A 21208-nucleotide genomic window follows, 5' to 3' on the forward strand; every position below is an offset into this window, starting at 1 on the left:
TCAACAGATACAAAAAAGGCTTGGTTAAAAAACCAAGCCTTTTCAGAATATTATTAGTTAGTATAGGCGATTACTTTGCAAAAAGTATCTTAGTACTGCTGGCTACGTAATGCCGCAATACGCTTGTCTAATGGAGGGTGGCTCATTAAAAGCTCTGTCATAGAGCGTTTACCGTTGATACCAAATGCCATCATAGTACCATCGAGTTGAGATTCATGGCTCATTTTCAAACGTTCTAATGCAGCAATCATTTTCTCTTTACCTACCAACTTCGCCGCACCCGCATCTGCGTAAAATTCACGATGACGGCTGTACCACATGGTTAGGAAGCTCGCTAGGAAACCGAATACCAGTTCAAGCACCATAGAGACACCAAAGTAAACCATCATGTTTGTACCTTGGCCTTCTTCATCATCATTCGAAGCAACGATGTTTGCGATGAAACGAGACAAGAAGATAACAAATGTGTTTACCACGCCTTGCATCAGCGTCATGGTTACCATATCACCATTCGCAATGTGGCTGACTTCGTGTGCCAATACCGCCTCTGCTTCATCGCGCGTCATGTTATGCAAAAGACCGGTTGAAACCGCCACTAATGAATCATCACGTTTTGCTCCCGTGGCAAATGCGTTGATGTCGGCTGCATCATAAATAGCAACCGTCGGCATACCGATACCCGCTTGTTGAGCTTGACGACCGACTGTTTCTAGCAACCAATGTTCTGTTTCATTACGCGGAGTTTCGATAACCATACCGCCAACAGAGCGTAGTGCCATGCCTTTTGACATCATCAAAGAGATGAATGCACCACCAAAACCAAATACCGCAGCCATCACTAACAAGCCAGAAAGGCTGCCAGGTTGCATTCCAGTTACAGCGTAAACAATATTCAGAACAACACTAAGCACAAGCACAACGGCTAGGTTAGTTGCTAGGAATAACATAATTCGCTTCATTACTTTTCTCCGAGGAAGCTTATAGTTTTATGAAGCTCAAAATGGATTCGAGCTTCGTTGCGTTATAGATATAGTCTAACGTGGTTAAAAACAAGGTTAAGCAATAAATTGCAACATTTGTTTTCGAGAATGAAATAAAACTTAAAATTAACTCGCTCTAAAAACAGTATGTTAGTGCCAGTATAGACTTTGGTCTTATTGTGCGACTATCTGTACGTGCTAGATTCAGCTTAGATGAACGAAACGGGGCGAGCTTTAAGGACAATAAAGCAGCTCCAAACTTCCATGTCTTGAGGGAAAAATCATGGTAGAAACTAACGACTATCAAATGGCTATCGATCTACTTTGTTGTCATCTAGGTATCTCAGAGGATGAGGCAAAACAACAACTTGGTATTTCAACTGACGCTCACATGTCAAAGCGCGTTGCTGAAACACAGCAAGCTTTGATGGGGCTTAGCCAAGAAAAATAAACTGAGCGTCGGATCTTACGATTAGACACAAAAGTTTAATCGAGTAGGAGGAGGCCTCACGGCCTCCGTCCTCTCACACCACCGTACAAGCGTGGGTCGCATACGGCGGTTCCGAATATACTTTTAGTGACTCATACCCATCTCGCAACGAGTACAGACCCAACTCCTCGAACCATTTTGTTGGCATAGCGTGATTTGTCTGCGGCGTTAATGCTAGCCGCCACCAACCTTTATCTGACATCGCTAACTTCCACGCATTACGCTCTGTTACACCTTGTCGCTGTAACCATGTCGCTATGCCGTATCTGTGTTTGCGTTGCTTAAGTCGATAGCATCTTAGCCGTCGCCGTATCCATTCGTCCAAGCGCTTCATGCTGCTCTTCCGTATGGCGAGTTTGAAGTAGTGTTGCCAACCTCTTAGGTATTGAGTTAACTCGGCGATTATCACCTTTAACTCTCGACCTCGGTTTCGCTTCGTTATCTGCCGCACTCGCGTCTTCATTTGAGTTTGCGCTGGCTTCGATATATGGATTGCCCCATCTATCCCGAAGCGGTGGCTTAGGTAAGCTCGCTCTGTCACTCTTGTTGCTGCACTTTTCTCTCGGTTTACCGTGAGTTTCAGTTTTTGCTCCAAGTACTCCGTTATCGACTCTTTAACTCGATAAGCGGCTTCCTCACTACCAACATAGATTTGACAGTCGTCTGCATATCGACAGAACTTATGCCCTCTACGCTCTAGCTCTTTATCCAGTTCATCTAATACGATATTGGATAGCAACGGAGATAATGGGCCACCCTGTGGTGTCCCTCGTTGTCTCTGTTCGACTAAACCGTTTCGCATTATGCCTGCCTGTAGATATGACCTGATGAGCTTCAACACTCGTTTATCCGCGACATCCTCTGACAGTCTGTGCATCAGTCTATCGTGATTAACGGTATCGAAGTATTTCGCTAGGTCGATATCTACTACATAACCTCGCCCCTCTCGGATGTAGCGACTGGCTGCCGCTAGCGCATGATGTGCACTGCGGTTGGGTCTAAATCCGTAACTGCTATTGGAGAACTTAGCTTCATAGATATCTGACAGCACTGAAGTGATTGCCTGTTGGACAATTCTATCGAGCACTGTTGGGATACCTAGTTGCCTGACGCCACCACTAGGTTTGGGGATTTCCACACCAAGAACGGGTTGAGGTTGGTAGCTTCCAACCAGAAGACTCTGGCGAAGCGCTTGCCCGTTTGAAGCTTGTCGAAGCTTAAAGATAGTTGCATCTATGTCGAGTTTGTCGACACCTGCACATCCCCTGTTCTTCTTCACTCTTCGTAGAGCTTGATTCAGGTTGGTTGAGGAACAGATTTGTTCCATCAACGAAGTTGAGGTCACCAAGACTCGTCCTCCTGTCTACGCCGACCATGCTTGTCATTCTTCGTCACCGTGAGCTTTACTTGCGGTATCGCCCATTGGGACGTAGAGATGATGTCCATCTTGCTATGACTCCACATGATTGAGTGTCTAGTGACTGCTTCTTGATATATTCAGTTCAGGCCTTCCCTTAAGTTGTACAGTCTCAAGGTACTATGCCCTCTGCTGACTTCTTATTGCCCGTCACACAGCATCACTACTGCATTAGTCTCTATCGAGACAGACAATAAGATCTCCCGAGGTAAGACGTTGCTCTTTCCCTTGGCCGTGCCTGATTTATCACTACACACTTCCCGCCGAGGCATTGGGCTATTCTATCTATGGCTAGGTTGCCCAAGTTGTAGTGACCTACTATCAGATTTCTGTTCGTCACAACCAAGTTTTGCCATTTGCTTCCTTCAGATTTCACCTCACAGTGAACACCCTTGCATAGGCTAACGGTTCTCGCTCGACTGAGCCCGTAGAGGACTTTCACCTCCTAGATCAACGCCATGCTCGGCGCACCATGAGAAAAGGGCTGCATTGCGCAGCCCTTTTTGTATTTATTGAATCGCGAAGCCTTTATGCGTTCAGCAACGGCTCAACGTTAATGTATTTGCCTAGATCTTTACGCTTCGCACTTGGAATATAAGGGATTTCGCCAAGTTTAGGGGCATCAAGGCGATCTTCTAGCATATCGATAATCTCAGCATAATGCTCGGTACCAGGGTTTACTCGGTTTGCCACCCAGCCAACGAGATTCAAACCATCCGCTTTGATGATCTCTGCGGTTAACAGTGCGTGGCTCAAACAACCCAGCTTGATACCTACAACCAGAACGACCGGAAGCTGTTCTTGCTGTACCCAAGTCGAAAGGCTATCTGTATCTGATACAGGTACACGCCAACCACCAGCACCTTCAACAAGAACGATGTCTGATTGTTCTTTGTGTTGAGCGAGCTTTTCACTCAGCACTTCATATTTGATTTCTACATGTTCGTGCTTTGCTGCGATGTGAGGAGAAGCTGGTAATTCCAAAGCGTATGGATTCACATCGTCATAAGCCACCTCTAACGTAGCTGCGTTTTGTAAATGCAACGCGTCAGAGTTTCGTAAACCTTCGGCAGTTTTATCACTGCCTGATGCTACTGGTTTGTAACCAATAGTATTTAATCCTTTTTCTGCTAATGCTTGCAGAATAGCTTTCGACGCTACCGTTTTACCAACATCAGTATCCGTACCAGCAATAAAAAAAGCATCAATCATAGATGTATTACTCCAAAACAAACCTGATAACTTGCAGGTAAAAGACCTTGATCGTTTCTAAATGCTTGGTACGCATGCTCAACTTGTAATAATGTGCGACGACTTGTCAAACCATGTGAGCGTCCACTTACGTGATTTGCACCAATGCCTTTGAGATCACGCATTACAGAAAACGCTGAATCATACCAAACTGTGATGGTGGTCAAGTCTAGATGATGGTTGTGGCACCAAGATTGCGCTAACGCAATTTTTACCTGATTGCTGCTAACAAAGTTATTCACGTGTTGATATGCATCAATTTTTGACCACGCCTCACGCAACTCATACAGGGAACCATCCAATAATGTCGTAAAGTATCCCTGCCCTCCCTCCTTTAAGACTCGGCGAATTTCTCTTAAAGGGGAACTCAAATCCACACACCATTGAAGCGCAAGACTCGAAAATACATAATCAAAACTATCATCATCAAACGGCAAATTCTCTGCATCAGCCAGTTCATAGTGCATTCGTTCCTCACCACAACGCTGCTTTGCCTTATCGAGCATCGCTTGAGAGATATCCGCACAAACAACTTCTGCTCCGCGTTCTCTCAGAAGATGAGAAAAATAACCAGTGCCACAGCCTAAATCCAAAATCCGCTTATTGGACAAATCGCTCGGAAGTTTATCGAGCAAGCGACATCCCACATCGCGTTGAAATGCTGCATGCTTATCATACGTTTCGGCAGCTTTACCAAAAGATGTGGCAATGGCTTCTTTATTCATATGATAATTTTCAAATACTATACGTTGTGCATTTTCCATTATCGCTCTCCTAATGCTTGCTTTAAGGCGATTGAAAGCGTTTTTATTTGTTCTTTACTGTGATTTGAAGTGAGCGTGATACGAAGTCTTGATGTGCCTTTTGGCACAGTGGGAGGACGAATAGCCGTGACCCATATTCCGTTATTTCGACATAATTTTGCTACATTCAATGTTAATTCCGGCTCACCAATAACAAACGGTTTGATGGGAGTCTGCGTGTCGACAAAACCGGATAATTCCCCCAAATATTCTTGGTAATATTGGCTAAGCTCCGTCAACTTCTCTCGACGCCACGACTGCTGCTGAACCATACTCACGGCATGTATCAGCGCGTAGGCTTGGGCCGGTGGCATCGCGGTAGAATACACATGGTGTTTTGCAAACTGCGTTAAAAAGTCCCCAGTGCTTGCATCACACAAAATTGCCGCACCCGACATGCCAAAGGCTTTACCGAAAGTAACGACTAAGATCTCGGGTTTGATATTCGATAACTCGCAGGAGCCACCTCCCGATTCTCCTAACACTCCGATACCATGCGCATCGTCTACCGCTAACCACTTATTGGGCGCTTGAGTGACAGCAGCGATGCCTTTGAGGGGGGCGCAATCCCCATCCATACTGAATACACCCTCCGTCACAACCAGATGATTACTTTCGCCATCAAGCATCGACTCAAGGTGTTTTATATCGTTGTGTTTAAAGCGCTTCATCTTCGCTGGAGATAACGCACCAGCCTCCATCAGAGAGGCGTGGTTCAATCGGTCTTGTATCAGTACGTCAGATTTATCTAATAACGTAAATAGTAAAGCTTGATTGGCACTGAAGCCTGAGCCAAATAGGATTGCCCTCTCATAACCAAGCCACTCGGTAAGCGCCGCTTCAAGATTACTATGAGATGCGCTAAATCCTGTCACCATGGGTGATGCACCACTGCCACTTCCGTAAACACTGAGTCCTTGTTGCCATGCATGGACGAGCGCCTGATCATTCGCTAATCCTAAATAGTCATTACTGGAAAAATTGATGTAGCGTTTTCCATCATTTTCCAAAATCGATTGGTTACCAGAAAACACCACATTCATGGTTCGGTTAAGCCCCGATTTTTTTCGTTCAGCAAGTGCAGACTCAATACGACTCTTAAACGCTGGCATCGTAGAACAAATCGTCTTTTGTTGGTCTTGCTGCGACACGCTCTACCACGCGATCCAGCAATTCGTTTTCTTCAATTTCATCCGGTTTTTGGGAGACCTCTTGACGGTTGATACCCAGTTTACTGAATAACATCATGTCTTTATCTTCTGATGGATTTGGTGTTGTCAGCAGCTTACAACCATAGAAAACCGAGTTTGCTCCAGCCATAAAGCACAGTGTTTGCATTTGCTCGTTCATATTTTCACGACCTGCGGATAAACGAACAGCCGATTGAGGCATCATGATTCGGGCGACAGCAATTAACCGAATGAAATCAAACGGCTCAACATCTTCGACTTTCTCTAAAGGCGTGCCTTTGACTTTTACTAACATGTTGATTGGGACACTTTCAGGGTGCACTGGCAAGTTCGCCAACTCGACAAACAAACCTGCACGATCATTCGCACTTTCTCCCATACCAATGATACCGCCGGAACAGATCTTCATACCCGCATCACGAACATGAGACAGGGTATTCAAACGATCTTGATAGGTGCGTGTGGTAATGATGTTGCCGTAAAACTCCGGCGAGGTGTCGAGGTTGTGGTTGTAGTAGTCAAGACCCGCCGCCGCAAGTTGATTCGCCTGATCTGGCGTTAACATACCAAGGGTCATACATGTTTCTAAACCCATCTCTTTCACGCCTTTGATCATGTCTGTCAAATGTGGCATGTCACGCTCTTTAGGGTTCTTCCACGCAGCACCCATACAGAAGCGCGTCGACCCAGCATTCTTGGCTTTTAGCGCGGCATCCAACACGCGATCAACCTCCATTAGACGTTCTTTTTCTATGTCGGTGGTGTATCGAGCACTTTGCGGACAGTACTTACAGTCTTCCGGACAGGCACCGGTTTTAATTGATAGGAGCGTACTTACTTGAACATGGTTGGTTTGTTGATATTGGCGATGAACAAGCTGAGCTTCAAATAGAAGATCCATGAAAGGTTTTTCCATCAGTTCTCGTACTTCAGCATGCGTCCAGTTATGACGAACTTCCACGTGTATTCCTTTAGTCACTTTTGTTGTTGTGTTGACAGTCTACTGAGTCTCGATAAACTGTCAACACAACAACAAATTGAAAAGTTTACGTTTGTTTATTTTTTAATCTACACATTATTGGAATAGCACATGGATCTCGCGTTCGATCGCCAGCACATCTGGCATCCCTATACTTCAACACTAACACCTCTGACCTGCTACCCTGTTGCTTCCGCACATGGCGTGTACCTAAAACTAGAGGATGGAACAGAGTTGATAGATGGCATGTCGTCATGGTGGTCAACCATTCACGGCTACAACCATCCACATTTAAACCAAGCCGCTCATCAACAAATTGATCAGGTTTCTCACGTGATGTTTGGCGGCATTACCCACCAACCCGCCATTAACTTGTGCAAAAAACTTCTTTCTCTGACATCAAGTAACCTTGAGCATGTGTTTCTTGCGGACTCTGGCTCTGTTGCCGTGGAAGTAAGCTTAAAAATGGCACTGCAATATTGGCATGCGAAAGGCGAACGCAGACCAAAATTTCTAACTTTGCGACACGGCTATCATGGTGATACGTTTGCGGCCATGTCGGTCACCGACCCGGACAACTCCATGCATTCGCTCTACAAAGGCTTTCTACCTGAGCATATTTTTGCCGAGTCACCTGCATGCGGGTATTGGGATGAGTGGCAACCAGAAGACTTACAAGATTTCGAACAGAAGATCACACAGCACAGCCATGAACTTGCTGCCGTAATCCTAGAACCTATCGTGCAAGGTGCCGGTGGAATGCGTATTTACCACCCAGAATTCTTGAAAGGTGTCCGTCGGCTTTGTGATAAACACGGGCTATTACTGATCGCGGATGAAATCGCCACCGGGTTTGGTCGTACAGGAAAACTGTTTGCTTGTGAGCACGCCAATATTCAGCCTGATATTCTGTGTATCGGTAAAGCGCTGACAGGCGGCTATATGACACTCTCCGCCACACTTACTAGTAAGCATGTGGCAGACACAGTATGCGGGGGCGAGGCTGGTTGCTTCATGCATGGCCCAACCTTTATGGGTAACCCACTTGCTTGCGCCGTAGCGACAGCAAGTTTAGAGCTCATAGAACAAGGGGAATGGAAACACCAAACAAAACAAATTGAAATGTTGTTTTCTGAGTTATTACCGAAGTTAGAGCAATACGATTTAGTTAAGAATACGCGCTGGCTTGGTGCAATTGGTGTTGTGGAAACCCATCGTCCCGTGAATATGGAAACCATCCAAGCTTTCTTTGTTGAGCATGGTGTTTGGATTCGTCCATTTGGCAAACTGATTTACATGATGCCGCCATTCATCAGTAATCCGAGCCACATTGAGAAGTTGGTGAATGCCATTGATGCAGCACTTCAACGTGAAGATTGCTTTGCCTAATTCGTTCTCTTTAAATTCAAAGAATATGTAGAAAAGATTAAAACAAGAACGGTTTGAGCATGTCACTCAAACCGTTTTTTATCAGGCCACTTGTCTGATTGTTAAATAGATAATTACAACTATCGAAGTTGACTGTCTTTACTCGCTCGTCGATTGAATAATGCATGACGCTCAGACACCAGTTCTAGTGTGGATTGGCATTCGATACATAAACGAACACCTTTCATTGCAGTTCGACGCGCATCAGGAATCTTATCGCCGCATTCATCACAGTATTGGGCACTTTCGCCCTGGTGGATACTGCCCCGAACACGTGATATCTCATCGTCTATGGTATTTTGAATTTGTTGGCTGACGCTATCGTCATTTGCCCACCCTACGGCCATAAGCCCTCCTCGTTACTTGAATGAGAAAATCTACTTACCGTGGTAAGGTGGATGATTATATCGATTACAAATAGCAAAATAATTAGAGCAAATTTAAAAACACTATTACCTATTTGTAATAGTTAATCTTAACTCAACACTGATACAAAAAACCCAGCACGGAGGCTGGGTTTTGGTGTTCTGAAGATTAATAAATTAACCGATGTGCGTTGCGCCGCCCATGTATTTCTGAAGTACTGTTGGGATTGCAATGCGGCCGTCTGCTTCTTGGTTGTTTTCTAGGATTGCAACCATGGTACGACCTACCGCTAGACCAGAACCGTTTAGCGTGTGCACAAGTTCAGGTTTCTTCTCGCCTTTACGACGGAAACGTGCTTGCATACGACGAGCTTGGAAGTCCCACATGTTAGAACATGAAGAAATCTCACGGTATGTGCCTTGAGCAGGAACCCACACTTCTAGGTCGTAAGTTTTGTGAGAACCAAAGCCCATATCACCCGTACATAGAACCACTTTACGGTAAGGAAGTTCTAGAAGTTGTAGAACTTTCTCAGCGTGACCTGTTAGCTCTTCTAGCGCGTTCATTGAATCTTCTGGCTTAGTGATTTGTACTAGCTCAACTTTATCGAACTGGTGCATACGAATCAGACCACGAGTATCACGACCGTAAGAACCCGCTTCAGAACGGAAGCATGGCGTGTGCGCCGTCATCTTAAGCGGTAGATCCGCTTCGTCAGAAATCGTATCACGTACTAGGTTAGTTACAGGCACTTCTGCTGTTGGGATCAGAGACAGTTTACGAGGCTCTTCATCGTTCACTTTTTCAACTAGTGGCTCAGTGTGGAAAAGATCTTTACCAAACTTAGGCAGCTGACCAGTACCGAATAGGCTGTCAGAGTTAACTAGGTAAGGTACGTACATTTCTGTGTAGCCGTGCTCTTCTGTGTGAAGATCAAGCATGAACTGAGCGATTGCACGGTGTAGACGAGCAAATTGACCTTTCATCACAATGAAACGCGCGCCAGTGATTTTAACTGCGCTTGCAAAGTCTAGACCGCCACCCATTTCACCTAGGTCAACGTGGTCTTTCAATTCGAAATCGTAAGTTTTTGGCTCACCCCAACGAGAGATCTCTACGTTGTCATTTTCATCTTTACCATCTGGCACTTCATCTGCAGGGATGTTTGGTACAGAAAGAGTGAACTCATCAAGTTGAGCCATAACTTGGTCAAGCTCAACTTTCTTCGCATCAAGATCGCTACCTAGCGTACCGATTTGTTTCTTGATTTCTTCTGCGCCTTCTTTATCGCCAGCCGCCATTTTCTGGCCGATTTGCTTGGAGATGGAGTTACGCGTGGATTGTAAATTTTCAACTTCTACTTGAATGGACTTACGTTGTTCTTCAAGTTTACGAATAGTCTCTACGTCTAGCTTAAAGCCACGACGCGCCAGTTTAGCAGCTGTTTCATCCAGCTCTGTACGAAGTAATTTAGAATCCAGCATTGTTAATCCTATGCTTTTTGTTGTGAAATCACGCGCCTTATCCGAACAGGCACGCTTTAAAATTTATCGAATAAATGTATCCAAAAACGCCTACTTTTCATAGCGCTTTTGTGGGCTATTTGCATCTAAAGTAGCCAAGTAATCTAACTTTTCGCCAATTTTGGTCTCTAGACCACGATTTGTTGGCTGATAATACTTACGTTCGCCCATTTCTGGTGGTAAATATTGCTCACCAGCCGCGTACGCCCCCGGTTCATCATGTGCGTAACGATACTCAGCACCATACCCCATGTCTTTCATTAAGTTCGTTGGGGCATTTCGTAAGTGATGCGGCACTTCATATTCAGGGAGGTTATGAGCGTCTGTGAGCGCTTGTTTCCACGCAACGTATACCGCATTGCTCTTTGGTGCACATGCGAGGTAGACAATCGCCTGAGCAATGGCTCGCTCGCCCTCAGCCGGACCAACTCTCGTAAAACAATCCCATGCAGAGAGTGCCACTTGCATTGCACGAGGATCCGCATTGCCGACATCCTCAGATGCAATCGCGAGTAATCGACGTGCGATATACAGTGGGTCACAACCTGCCGCTATCATACGCGCCGCCCAATAAAGCGCCGCATCTGGGTTAGAGCCACGAATCGACTTATGTACGGCAGAAATCAGATCATACCAAATGTCACCTTTTTTATCGAAACGTGACACCTTTTCACCTGCCACTTCCGCAAGCAACTTTAATGTGATCTCTTTTTCGCCTTGCGCATTGTCTTCAGCCATATCATAGAGTAGCTCAAGATAATTAAGTGACATGCGAGCGTCACCGTTTACCAATTCAGCTAAGCGATCAAGTACATTGTCAGCAAAGTGGGCTGGCGTATCACCTAAGCCACGCTGCTTATCATTGATAGCTTGATTGAGCGCTAATAAGATTTCATCTTTGTCTAACGATGTGAGCTTATAAACACGGGCGCGAGACAATAACGCGTTATTCAATTCGAAAGATGGGTTCTCTGTTGTCGCACCAATAAAAGTCACCGTGCCATCTTCAATGTGCGGCAAAAACGCATCTTGCTGTGATTTATTGAAGCGATGCACCTCATCCACAAATAGGATTGTACGACGGCCTGCCATTTTATTTTCACGTGCTTTCTCGATAGCAGCACGAATTTCTTTCACACCAGAGGTTACCGCAGAAACACGCTCCACTTCGGCATTGGCATAATTTGCCGCGACTTCCGCAAGAGTGGTTTTCCCAGTACCGGGAGGCCCCAAAGAATCATAGAATGAATATGCCCAGCCTCTAACGCACGGCGCAGTGGTTTACCCGGCCCAAGAATATGCTGCTGGCCAATGTATTGTTCAATGGTTTCCGGTCTCATACGAGCAGCAAGGGGACGAAAATCTTCGTCCCCCGAGAAATCTAATGTGTAATTACTCACTAGCAATTAGTTCCTTTGGTCATCCACTTCCACACCATCTGGGATTGTGAATGTAAATCTGTCTGCTTTAGGCTTACCGAGTTTTACGTTGCTGAACTCAAACAGGCCTTTTTGGCCATCTTGCTCAATCACTTTGAACCCGTTAACCACACCCTTTGTATCAATATTAATCTGAAATTGACCTTGCGTGGAGTCAATTGCCGTTGGAACAAGGGTAAATTGATCGCCTTTTTGTGAAATCGTGTAATTATCCCAGTCGCTAGCGCGATTACGGGTAAGCAAAACAAAAGGTGTTTGTTCGGTCGCTTGCGCTTGATCGTAGATACTCACTTGCTCGATAAACGGACTGTAATACCACAACGACTTACCATCGGATACCAACAAGTTCTCATCCGGGAAAGTTGTGCTCCAACGAAACAGACTCGGACGAGCGATTTCAACTGAGCCCTCCCCTTCCATGATGGTTTCACCCTCTGGGCTGATCACCTGTTGCGAGAAGTCTGCACTGAAACCCTCATTCATCGCTAGACGCTTATTGAGTTCATCTTTTGCTGAAGCTGCATGTGCTGTAGAGAAAAGAGACAAGCTCAATACAAATGCGGAGAAAAGTGTCGCTGAAAATCGTTTTTTCATTCAAATACCTATCATTGGGCCAAAGACCGAAATAACTCACCTCATTTTGACTGAGGTGAGTTAGACAAGTTCATTAATCTTTTGGTGGCGCTGGCGCTAGAACTTCACGGTTACCGTTATGACCAGGAGCACTAACAATACCTTGTGCCTCGAGTTGTTCTACAATGCGAGCGGCGCGGTTGTAACCGATTTTGAAGCGACGTTGCACACCTGATACAGAGCCTCTTCGAGACTGAACAACATGCTCAACAACTTGGTCGAACAATGGGTCCATCTCTTCATCGGATTCCATTTGCTCTCCTGGGAGTAAACTCTCAGGGCCTTGATCGCCACTGATAATCTCATCGATGTAGTTTGGTTTACCACGCGCTTTCCAGTTATTCACTACGGCATGAACATCATCATCTGAAGCAAACGCACCGTGCACACGCGTTGTGTGACTAGAACCAGGTGGTAAGTAAAGCATATCACCCATACCCAACAATGATTCTGCACCACCTTGGTCTAGGATGGTGCGCGAGTCGGTCTTGGTTGATACCGTAAACGCAACACGTGTTGGAATGTTTGCTTTGATCAAACCGGTAATAACGTCCACTGATGGGCGTTGGGTCGCAAGGATTAAGTGAATACCTGCCGCACGTGCTTTCTGTGCCAAACGCGCGATCAGTTCTTCAACTTTCTTGCCCACAACCATCATTAGATCGGCAAATTCGTCAACCACTACCACGATGTAAGGCAATTTCTCTAACAACGGTGGCTCAGTGTCCATGCTGTCGCCCTCTTGCCAGAATGGGTCGTGAATTGGGTGACCAGCTTCAGCGGCCATTTTCAGCTTCTCATTGAAGCCTTTCACGTTACGTACGCCCAGTGCTGACATCAGTTTATAACGACGTTCCATTTCTCCCACACACCAACGCAGTGCATTGGAGGCGTCTTTCATGTCGGTTACAACTTCAGCAAGAAGATGAGGAATACCCTCGTAAATTGAGAGTTCCAGCATTTTCGGGTCGATCATGATAAAGCGTAGATCTTCTGGTGATGCCTTATAAAGCATACTCAAGATCATAACGTTCACACCTACCGACTTACCTGAACCGGTTGTACCCGCTACGAGTACGTGAGGCATTTTAGCGATATCCGCAATAACGGCTTCACCGGCGATATCTTGACCAAGAACGACCGTCGTAGGTGATGTCGCTTGTTCAAATTGTGGGCTACTGATGACATCAGAAAGATAGACCGTTTGACGACTCATATTTGGTAATTCTAAACCAACATAAGGTTTACCCGGAATCACTTCAACGACACGAACTGCCATTGCAGACAGCGCACGAGCTAAGTCCATAGACAGGCCTGAGATTCGACTTACTTTCACGCCTGGAGCCAAGTCCAATTCGAAGCGAGTGATCACTGGCCCTGGGTAAATACCCACCACATCCGCTTTGATCTTGTAGTCGGCCAGCTTTGTTTCCACCAAACGTGCAACTTGTTCAAGCGCTTCTCGATCAATGAAATTCTCGCGTTTTTCTGGATGATACAAGAGCTCTAGCGTCGGTAATGGCTCTTCAGGCACCGGCAAGTTATGTTCTTTCTGTACTAAGAATGGGTTTTGCTTAGCGACTACTTTTGCTTGCGCATTCGAGACTAAATTCTGAAATGCCGCCACATCTTGATCGCCCTCTTGAACCTCTTCGATTTCTACCGCATTTTGAATAGGTTCAAACGCTGGCGTAACGGGTGTAGTCACTGCTGATTGCACAGACTGCTCAGAAGACGGCAATGACGTATGTAATTGCGATTCTGAAACTTGTTCAGTGTCGGCGATAAAAGGTTGAGTAGCGACTGCACCTGGCTGCACTTGGTGCTCAGTAACCACGTCGTCTTCATCATCTAACACATCTAAATTTGATATCGTTGGTTCAATATGATGACTTGGTTCTGTTTGCTCACTGATCTGAGTTAATGCTTCTGGATCAATAACGGGGTCATGCTGTTGCGCAGATTGCTGTTCTACAGATTGCGTTTCAACAGATTGCTGTGGCGAAAACGGTTGTTGCGTAGCTTGAAGCTGTGCATGCTGCCCATGATAGGCTTGCTCCGCTTCATACTGATCATAGTCAGAGTAATCTGGCTCATTTTCATTTCGTTCATCACCCAACGGAACAAATGATGTTGGTTGAGCAACTTCCATTGTCTCGTTCATTGACGACGGTTCGGTGCGTTGTTGAACTGACGCTGGCTCCACATACAGTGAAGAATGAGCGGACGTCGATTGAACCGATTGTTGCTGTGTAATACTCGGCGCGATAAATTCGTTTACAGCTTGCGACTCATCTGCCCAGTCATCCGCTTGTTGCGCGGCGGCTTCAAGCTCTTCAATCGTGACGTTAAGTTGCTTAGTACGCTCAATGCTTGGGTCTACATTCCCCGCAATAGCGTGATATGCAGGAGCAACCGTAGGTTCTTGATGAGGGACGTGTGCCGTCGCTTTCTGCGCAGAATTAACGCTCGCAGGCTGAGGCACATAAATTGGGTATTCATGCGTCGTAGAAGCCTCTTTTGGCTCCTCGACCTCATAAGCCGTCATATGTGGCAATGGTTCATCATCAAGCTCATCATCGACTCGCTTCGTGATAACTCTATCTTCTGCAAATGCATTGAGTTGAGGCTCTAACGTTTCTTGTTCTGTTCCACGCGCTTTGTTTGTCACTGCTGCAATCACACTTAACGCACGATCACCTAACCACTCCACAATCGTCAACCATGAGATACCGGTAAAGAGTGTAAAGCCTGCCCCCCACAAAAAGAGCAGAACAAGCGTGGTACCTAACACGTTCAATGTTGGAAGCGCAAGATTTGTCAGAACGTCACCAACAATGCCGCCTGAAGAGAAATACCAGATATCATCAAAGTTAACGTCTGCAAGGCCACAACTTGTCAGAATAAGGATGGTTAAACCAAGTAGACGCGTTCCCCAAAGCATGAAATCAATAGGATCGTCTTCTGAACGCTTACGGCAAATCACCCAAGCAGCGATAGTAAGCAACACTGGTAATGGGTATGCGAGAGAGCCAAAGGTAAAAAATAAGGTATCGGCTAACCAAGCGCCAAATAGACCACCAGCATTATTGATCTCTCCGCCCCAAGCGGTTTGAGACCATGATGGATCGGCTGGACTGAAAGTAAATAGCGCAACGGCAAGCAATATTGAGCTAAGAACGCCAACGATAAAGCAGCACTCTTTTAAGCGTTGGAAGCCATTTAGACGTGAAGACTGAGGCTCTTCACTCGTTTTAATGATGGTTTCGACTTTCTTTGCGTTCTCTTTGAACATAAATCAACTTGAATATGGGAATGAAATAGGGATAAACAAAACATTCCGAGCGGCATCAGCCGCTCGGTAAATTGATTTAACCATATCAAAGAGAAAAACCCAATGAATCTATCGCGAAAGCGGTAGGTTATTCCGCTTTCTTTGCAATAAATTAACGCGTTTTAATCACAAGTTGGTTAGTTTGCTTAACTTCTTCCATAACGACGTAGGTTCGAGTGTCGTTTACGCCCGGTAGACGTAACAGTGTATCACCCAATAGTCGACGGTAAGCCCCCATATCAGATACGCGGGTTTTTAGAAGATAGTCAAAGTCACCGGAAACAAGGTGACACTCTTGAATATCGTCAAGCTTTTGAACCGCTGCATTGAACTGTTCAAATACATCTGGCGCACCACGGTTAAGTGTTATCTCTACAAACACCAACAATGATGCATCAAGAAACTGCGGATTTAGTAACGCAGTATACCCTGTAATATAGCCTTGACGCTCAAGCCTACGCACACGCTCCAAACACGGCGTTGGAGAAAGTCCTACACGTTTTGAAAGTTCAACGTTTGAAATACGACCGTCTTTCTGCAGTTCATTAAGAATGTTGCGGTCGATACGGTCTAGTTCCTTGGACGGCTTTTTATAGTTGTCTGCCATTTTTTATTCCACCTTATTACTTCCTTGCAAAAAAATATACTACAACTTTTTAATATTTAGTGCCAAATTTTACAATTCAACAACTATACTAGTTGTTAATTCGACAATAACACCCTACAAACAGTTAATACAACCATTTTAGAAAGAGGATACAGGATGATCATTGGCGTACCAAAGGAAATCAAAAACCACGAATACCGAGTGGGCATGATCCCAGCTAGCGTGAGAGAGCTTATCTCACATGGTCACCAAGTTTATGTTGAAACCAATGCGGGTGCCGGCATCGGTTTTTCAGACGATGATTACATCGCTGTAGGCGCATCCATTCTTCCTACTGCTGCTGACGTTTTTGCCAAAGCAGACATGATTGTAAAAGTAAAAGAACCTCAATCAGTCGAGAGAGCAATGCTCCGCGAAGGGCAGATTTTATTTACTTATTTACACCTAGCACCAGATTTTCCACAAACTGATGAGCTAATCAAGAGCAAAGCTGTCTGTATAGCCTATGAGACTGTAACAGATAATATGGGTCGTTTGCCACTGTTAGCACCAATGTCAGAAGTGGCAGGTCGGATGTCTATCCAAGCCGGTGCGCAAACGCTAGAAAAATCCCATGGTGGCCGAGGTTTATTACTCGGTGGCGTACCTGGTGTTGAACCTGCAAAAGTCGTCGTCGTTGGCGGGGGCGTCGTTGGTGCGAACGCGGCTCGTATGGCGGTCGGTCTGCGTGCAGACGTGACTATCCTAGACCGCAACGTCGATACACTGCGCAGACTAGATGAAGAATTCCAAGGTCGCGCTAAAGTGGTTTATTCTACTGAAGACGCTATCGAGAAGCATGTTCTAGAAGCAGACCTCGTTATTGGCGCGGTTCTTATCCCAGGCGCTGCGGCACCTAAGCTAGTAACCAAAGAACACATCGCTAAAATGAAACCAGGCGCCGCCGTTGTTGACGTTGCAATCGACCAAGGTGGTTGTTTTGAGACCTCTCATGCAACAACCCACGCCGATCCAACTTACATCGTTGACGAAGTCGTACACTACTGTGTTGCCAACATGCCGGGTGCGGTTGCTCGTACTTCGACATTTGCGCTCAACAACGCGACACTTCCTTACATTGTTAGGCTTGCAAACAAAGGCTACCGTGAAGCACTACTAGAAGATCAAGGCTTCCTTGAAGGTCTCAACGTTATCCATGGAAAAGTGACTTGCAAAGAAGTTGCAGAGAGCTTTGATCTTGAGTATGTAGAGCCTGCACAAGCCATCGCAATGTTCAACTAATGACAAAATAGCATACAAATTGTCACGTTTTATTTACAAAAACCCACTTTTAAGTGGGTTTTTCATTTATACCTATTAAATATAAATAATAACTATTTCTTATATGAGGTAATTAAAATATTGCGAGGGGTAACACTTTTAGCGCAAAACTCTGTTAATCTAACACGATAACCACGTTCTTCAAGATAAAGTGCTTTATCCAATGCAAGCCAAATTTCCAGTGGACGTTGAAACACAAGTTGGACCAAGCTCATGCGCTCCATGTGCCAAAATCGCTGCTCGGCTTCTCTCTCAAATTGGTCAAAATCTACATTTGCGGTTAACGTCCAGCCTTTCTGCTCTGCCGCCCAATGACACAATGACTCAAACCCATCACTTAATTGGGACTTACGAATACTTGGAACCGCTTGGTATTCCTTAAACCCCAAAACTCGACGTGAGATTAAGTCAAATCCCAATCTAAAGATCATCTCTTGCTGACGATGACGACGGACGCGTTCTCCCCCTGTGACGGTTTGCTGCAATGGAATGCGAAGCTCTGACTTGGAAAGCGACAAAGATGACGCTCTACCCTGCTGCGACAAAGCTTGGTAGTGATTACCTTGAATCAAATGATAACAACACGGCGAAATGGTCATCGCTGCCACGCCGCATTCACTGCCATACTGCATTAAGCGAACATGCAGATCACCACACGCATGCAGCGCGACCGCGTGATGATTGGGTTTAAACACCGCCTTGGCTTGCAAATCAAATGCGTCACCTTGAATAAACGTCATCTTCCAATCATGTTCGTCTGCCGCCTGTTGGCCTGATTCACACAACGCCTGTTGAAATTCGAAACTCGTGACAGGTTCACCCGTTTGAGTGGTCAGAATTCGCCCTAAATATCCTTTCCCAGAACACCACTCAAGCCACTCTTCACCTTGATGCTGCTGAATGGCCGCCTCTCCCATCGCACTAATTTGTTCGAGTTTACGACCTGGAATACCACTGTCTAACCCGCGTTCTAAATGCAGACCGTTTAAAGGAAGACGCTCAAGAAGTGTCATCTCTGTAAGCAATTTGATTTCAGGCATCAAAGTGCTTACTTTTTCCAATACCTGCTCGGGATTTGCTTTAAGCGTTTCTATTTGAGAGGGGATCAATGATTCTAGCCAGTGACAAAGTTGCGGGTATTTTGCTTGCCATGGTAATGATGATTCAATGCTGCTTTTGAATGGCTCAAATCGCCACAATGATTGATGCTCAATTAAGCAATCATTAATGAATTGAAATCGCGTTTTCATAACTCCCCCTACAACTTGTGTTGGATTGTAGGAGGAATTGCAAATTGAATGAAGTGTTATCTGACTGGAAGCTCAATATCCTTAAACATCTCTTCTATCTCTGCATTAGATTTTAGAGAGGTCGCTTGCTCAACGACTGGGCGCGTTAAGTGAGGTGCAAAACGCTCCATAAAGTCATACATATAAGAGCGTAAGAATGTGCCACGACGGAAACCAATACTCGTGGTACTCGCACCAAAAAGATGGCTTGCATCTATAGCAACCAGATCGCTGTCTTGATCTTCATCAACCGCCATGCTTGCAATCACACCAACACCAATACCCATACGAACATAAGTCTTAATAACGTCAGCGTCTGTTGCTGTGAATACAACACGAGGAGTCAAACCTTCACGGTTGAATGCAGTATCCAATTCCGAGCGCCCCGTAAAGCCAAACACATAAGTAACTAATGGATAAGCAGCCAAGTCATGAATCGTAATGGTATTTTTCTTAGCAAGTGGGTGATCTTTAGGCACAACGATCGAGCGATTCCAGTGGTAACAAGGCAACATGATTGCATCTTGGTACAGATGAAGGGCTTCTGTCGCAATCGCAAAATTCGCCGTTCCCTTAGCGATAGCTTCCGACATCTGTGACGGTGTGCCTTGATGCATGTGAAGCGAGACTTTTGGATAGCGCGCAGTAAAACCTTTAATCACATCCGGCAGCGCATAACGCGCTTGAGTGTGAGTGGTTGAAATATTAAGAGTACCCATCTCTGGATGAGTGTGTTCACCTGCCACTGCTTTGATACTTTCTACTCGTGCCAATATCTCTTGAGAAATTCGAACGATCTCTTCACCCGCAGGCGTTACTTGAGTGAGGTGTTTTCCACTTCGCTCAAAGACTTGGATACCGAGTTCATCTTCAAGTAAACGAACTTGCTTACTAATACCCGGCTGTGAGGTATATAAACTCTCTGCCGTAGCAGATACATTTAAGTTATGGTTCACAACTTCAACAATGTACTTCAGTTGTTGCAGTTTCATCGTAATCCCTTACTCATAATCAAAACAAAGACGACTGCTATCGTAAGGAGTGAGGTGCACAAAGCACACGTAGCCAATTACGATATAATGATAAGTTATAACGCTTTAGCAACGATATGAACAGTATTTTCTAACTTATAGCTTAAACACATACCAGAGCTTCCTAACTTATGCATTCCGCTGCACTTGTTAATTCAGATGAACACATCATGTTTCTATGGCAATTTAACCATTGATGTAACAAAACGTGTTTAGAGCAAAATAATCAAATAAATTTACTGCCGAGTAAGTAAAGTTTCATGTATTCTTGACCGCTCGCCGTAAAGTAACAAGCAGACGCAAAGACATGAATATTGGTTTAATAATTGCTTTGGTAGCCATACTACTGGTCCTGATCCTTGGCTATAACATTATGTTGCAGTACAAGTTGAAGATCGAAACCGCGAAACGACAGGAGTCGGCGCGCTATGTGGCCCTCATTGATGGTACAGAAGAGTTGATTGGCCATGCACACCATATTCCTTTTAGCAAGGAGTTACTGCTGTGTCTAAACAATCGCATTCTCGATGCTCTGGAGAGCATGCTTGACCTTGATCCAAAGAATAAGCAATTGTCCCAGCGTATCACGAACTTAAAACAGCAAATTGAACAGCTCAATGAAAACGGTCAAGATGGCGAAAGCACCAAGTTCAAACTGCCGAGCAGCGATAAGCAAGCCATCATGATGCTTAAACTGGTTAAGCGTCTGCGTGATACCATTCGCAATGAGCACAATAAAGGTCGTATTGATACGCAAACTTACGTCATCGAAAATGGACGTCTTGAAACCATTCAAATTCGTATCAACATTGAAAATGTCATTAAGCGCGCTAACGATTCGATTGCAAGAGGCCAACCCGGCACCGCACTACAGTTGCTGCGCAAAGGCATTGATGCGTTAAGCACGAAAAATGACCCTTACTCAATCAGAGCAAAACAAAAACTTGAAGAAATGCTTGGTGACCTAGATAAACGACGCCAAGACAAAAGTGATGCTGAAATGCAACAAATTGCCGACAAAGAGCGAGACAGTGATATGGAAGCACTCTTCGGTGAAAAGAAAAAGTGGTAAACTCCACACAAGCTTTCTGTCCTATCCGATTAAAGGCTGCATTTGCAGCCTTTTTT

General features: G+C 45.2%; 17 protein-coding genes and 1 pseudogene. 4 read left to right on the forward strand and 14 right to left on the reverse strand.

What is annotated here, in order from left to right; all coding sequences use genetic code 11:
* Positions 1-89 precede the first annotated feature (89 nt).
* Positions 90-959 (reverse strand): protease HtpX, encoded by an 870-nt coding sequence (gene htpX / locus VA249_RS08885; protein ID WP_128810625.1) that lies wholly within the window; start codon positions 957-959, stop codon positions 90-92.
* A 304-nt stretch (positions 960-1263) separates the two neighbouring features.
* Here htpX and VA249_RS08890 point away from each other — a divergent pair, with 304 nt between their 5' ends.
* A complete protein-coding gene (locus tag VA249_RS08890) occupies positions 1264-1431 on the forward strand; it encodes a hypothetical protein (RefSeq protein WP_010449198.1) in 168 nt (55 codons plus the stop codon).
* 73 nt (positions 1432-1504) lie between these two features.
* Here the strand turns inward: VA249_RS08890 and ltrA are convergent, their stop codons facing one another.
* From ltrA to bioB, 5 genes are all read right to left on the reverse strand, one after another.
* The gene (ltrA, locus tag VA249_RS08895; RefSeq protein ID WP_221069908.1) at positions 1505-2797 is read right to left on the reverse strand and encodes a group II intron reverse transcriptase/maturase; all 1293 of its coding nucleotides are present in this window, start codon (positions 2795-2797) and stop codon (positions 1505-1507) included.
* A 618-nt stretch (positions 2798-3415) separates the two neighbouring features.
* The gene (bioD, locus tag VA249_RS08900) at positions 3416-4099 is read right to left on the reverse strand and encodes a dethiobiotin synthase (protein ID WP_211916348.1); all 684 of its coding nucleotides are present in this window, start codon (positions 4097-4099) and stop codon (positions 3416-3418) included.
* Entirely contained in the window at positions 4096-4902 is an 807-nt protein-coding gene (gene bioC / locus VA249_RS08905; RefSeq protein ID WP_221067729.1) for a malonyl-ACP O-methyltransferase BioC, read from the reverse strand. The genes bioD and bioC overlap by 4 nt, the downstream gene beginning before the upstream one ends.
* Positions 4902-6053 (reverse strand): 8-amino-7-oxononanoate synthase, encoded by a 1152-nt coding sequence (gene bioF, locus VA249_RS08910; RefSeq protein ID WP_221067730.1) that lies wholly within the window; start codon positions 6051-6053, stop codon positions 4902-4904. Before bioF ends, bioC begins: the two co-directional genes overlap by 1 nt.
* A complete protein-coding gene (gene bioB, locus VA249_RS08915; RefSeq protein ID WP_221067731.1) occupies positions 6040-7092 on the reverse strand; it encodes a biotin synthase BioB in 1053 nt (350 codons plus the stop codon). The genes bioF and bioB overlap by 14 nt, the downstream gene beginning before the upstream one ends.
* A gap of 129 nt (positions 7093-7221) precedes the next feature.
* Here bioB and bioA point away from each other — a divergent pair, with 129 nt between their 5' ends.
* Positions 7222-8499, forward strand: a complete 1278-nt coding sequence (bioA, locus tag VA249_RS08920; protein WP_221067732.1) for an adenosylmethionine--8-amino-7-oxononanoate transaminase — start codon at positions 7222-7224, stop codon at positions 8497-8499.
* Positions 8500-8618: 119 nt separating this feature from the next.
* On the opposite strand, the gene VA249_RS08925 is transcribed toward bioA, so the two are convergent.
* The 6 genes and pseudogenes from VA249_RS08925 to lrp all read right to left on the reverse strand — a co-directional run bounded on the left by VA249_RS08925 (position 8619) and on the right by lrp (position 16440).
* Positions 8619-8885, reverse strand: coding sequence for a DksA/TraR family C4-type zinc finger protein (locus VA249_RS08925; RefSeq protein WP_221067733.1), 267 nt, complete (start codon positions 8883-8885; stop codon positions 8619-8621).
* Positions 8886-9080: 195 nt separating this feature from the next.
* The gene (gene serS, locus VA249_RS08930; RefSeq protein ID WP_221067734.1) at positions 9081-10388 is read right to left on the reverse strand and encodes a serine--tRNA ligase; all 1308 of its coding nucleotides are present in this window, start codon (positions 10386-10388) and stop codon (positions 9081-9083) included.
* Between the two features lie 90 nt (positions 10389-10478).
* Positions 10479-11827 (reverse strand): annotated as a pseudogene (locus VA249_RS08935) (replication-associated recombination protein A).
* Between the two features lie 6 nt (positions 11828-11833).
* Complete coding sequence (lolA, locus tag VA249_RS08940) at positions 11834-12460, reverse strand: outer membrane lipoprotein periplasmic chaperone LolA (RefSeq protein WP_221067735.1); 627 nt, start codon at positions 12458-12460, stop codon at positions 11834-11836.
* Between the two features lie 73 nt (positions 12461-12533).
* Complete coding sequence (locus VA249_RS08945) at positions 12534-15794, reverse strand: DNA translocase FtsK 4TM domain-containing protein (protein ID WP_221067736.1); 3261 nt, start codon at positions 15792-15794, stop codon at positions 12534-12536.
* A 151-nt stretch (positions 15795-15945) separates the two neighbouring features.
* Positions 15946-16440 carry a leucine-responsive transcriptional regulator Lrp gene (lrp, locus tag VA249_RS08950; RefSeq protein ID WP_005437169.1) on the reverse strand — a complete coding sequence of 165 codons (495 nt, stop codon included), beginning with the start codon at positions 16438-16440 and terminating at the stop codon, positions 15946-15948.
* A gap of 156 nt (positions 16441-16596) precedes the next feature.
* Here lrp and ald point away from each other — a divergent pair, with 156 nt between their 5' ends.
* Positions 16597-17721: an alanine dehydrogenase gene (gene ald, locus VA249_RS08955; RefSeq protein WP_221067737.1), complete on the forward strand. Its 1125-nt coding sequence runs from the start codon at positions 16597-16599 to the stop codon at positions 17719-17721.
* 92 nt (positions 17722-17813) lie between these two features.
* Here the strand turns inward: ald and VA249_RS08960 are convergent, their stop codons facing one another.
* Together VA249_RS08960 and cysB are read right to left on the reverse strand one after the other, a co-directional pair.
* Positions 17814-19010 (reverse strand): methyltransferase, encoded by a 1197-nt coding sequence (locus VA249_RS08960; RefSeq protein ID WP_221067738.1) that lies wholly within the window; start codon positions 19008-19010, stop codon positions 17814-17816.
* A 56-nt stretch (positions 19011-19066) separates the two neighbouring features.
* On the reverse strand, positions 19067-20041 hold the full coding sequence (cysB, locus tag VA249_RS08965; protein ID WP_221067739.1) for an HTH-type transcriptional regulator CysB: 975 nt from the start codon (positions 20039-20041) through the stop codon (positions 19067-19069).
* A gap of 346 nt (positions 20042-20387) precedes the next feature.
* On the opposite strand from cysB, the gene VA249_RS08970 reads away from it, so the two are divergent.
* Positions 20388-21152 carry a DNA repair protein gene (locus VA249_RS08970; protein ID WP_128810613.1) on the forward strand — a complete coding sequence of 255 codons (765 nt, stop codon included), beginning with the start codon at positions 20388-20390 and terminating at the stop codon, positions 21150-21152.
* Positions 21153-21208: the final 56 nt, after the last annotated feature.

This window comes from Vibrio alfacsensis, from assembly GCF_019670485.1.
In the GTDB taxonomy this organism is placed as follows: domain Bacteria; phylum Pseudomonadota; class Gammaproteobacteria; order Enterobacterales; family Vibrionaceae; genus Vibrio; species Vibrio alfacsensis.

Coding starts and splice junctions, on each gene's coding strand:
- htpX (WP_128810625.1), bottom strand. CDS start 959: ATGAAGCGAATTATGTTATTCCTAGCAACTAACCTAGCCGTTGTGCTT.
- VA249_RS08890 (WP_010449198.1), top strand. CDS start 1,264: ATGGTAGAAACTAACGACTATCAAATGGCTATCGATCTACTTTGTTGT.
- ltrA (WP_221069908.1), bottom strand. CDS start 2,797: ATGGAACAAATCTGTTCCTCAACCAACCTGAATCAAGCTCTACGAAGA.
- bioD (WP_211916348.1), bottom strand. CDS start 4,099: ATGATTGATGCTTTTTTTATTGCTGGTACGGATACTGATGTTGGTAAA.
- bioC (WP_221067729.1), bottom strand. CDS start 4,902: ATGGAAAATGCACAACGTATAGTATTTGAAAATTATCATATGAATAAA.
- bioF (WP_221067730.1), bottom strand. CDS start 6,053: ATGCCAGCGTTTAAGAGTCGTATTGAGTCTGCACTTGCTGAACGAAAA.
- bioA (WP_221067732.1), top strand. CDS start 7,222: ATGGATCTCGCGTTCGATCGCCAGCACATCTGGCATCCCTATACTTCA.
- VA249_RS08925 (WP_221067733.1), bottom strand. CDS start 8,885: ATGGCCGTAGGGTGGGCAAATGACGATAGCGTCAGCCAACAAATTCAA.
- serS (WP_221067734.1), bottom strand. CDS start 10,388: ATGCTGGATTCTAAATTACTTCGTACAGAGCTGGATGAAACAGCTGCT.
- lolA (WP_221067735.1), bottom strand. CDS start 12,460: ATGAAAAAACGATTTTCAGCGACACTTTTCTCCGCATTTGTATTGAGC.
- VA249_RS08945 (WP_221067736.1), bottom strand. CDS start 15,794: ATGTTCAAAGAGAACGCAAAGAAAGTCGAAACCATCATTAAAACGAGT.
- lrp (WP_005437169.1), bottom strand. CDS start 16,440: ATGGCAGACAACTATAAAAAGCCGTCCAAGGAACTAGACCGTATCGAC.
- ald (WP_221067737.1), top strand. CDS start 16,597: ATGATCATTGGCGTACCAAAGGAAATCAAAAACCACGAATACCGAGTG.
- VA249_RS08960 (WP_221067738.1), bottom strand. CDS start 19,010: ATGAAAACGCGATTTCAATTCATTAATGATTGCTTAATTGAGCATCAA.
- cysB (WP_221067739.1), bottom strand. CDS start 20,041: ATGAAACTGCAACAACTGAAGTACATTGTTGAAGTTGTGAACCATAAC.
- VA249_RS08970 (WP_128810613.1), top strand. CDS start 20,388: ATGAATATTGGTTTAATAATTGCTTTGGTAGCCATACTACTGGTCCTG.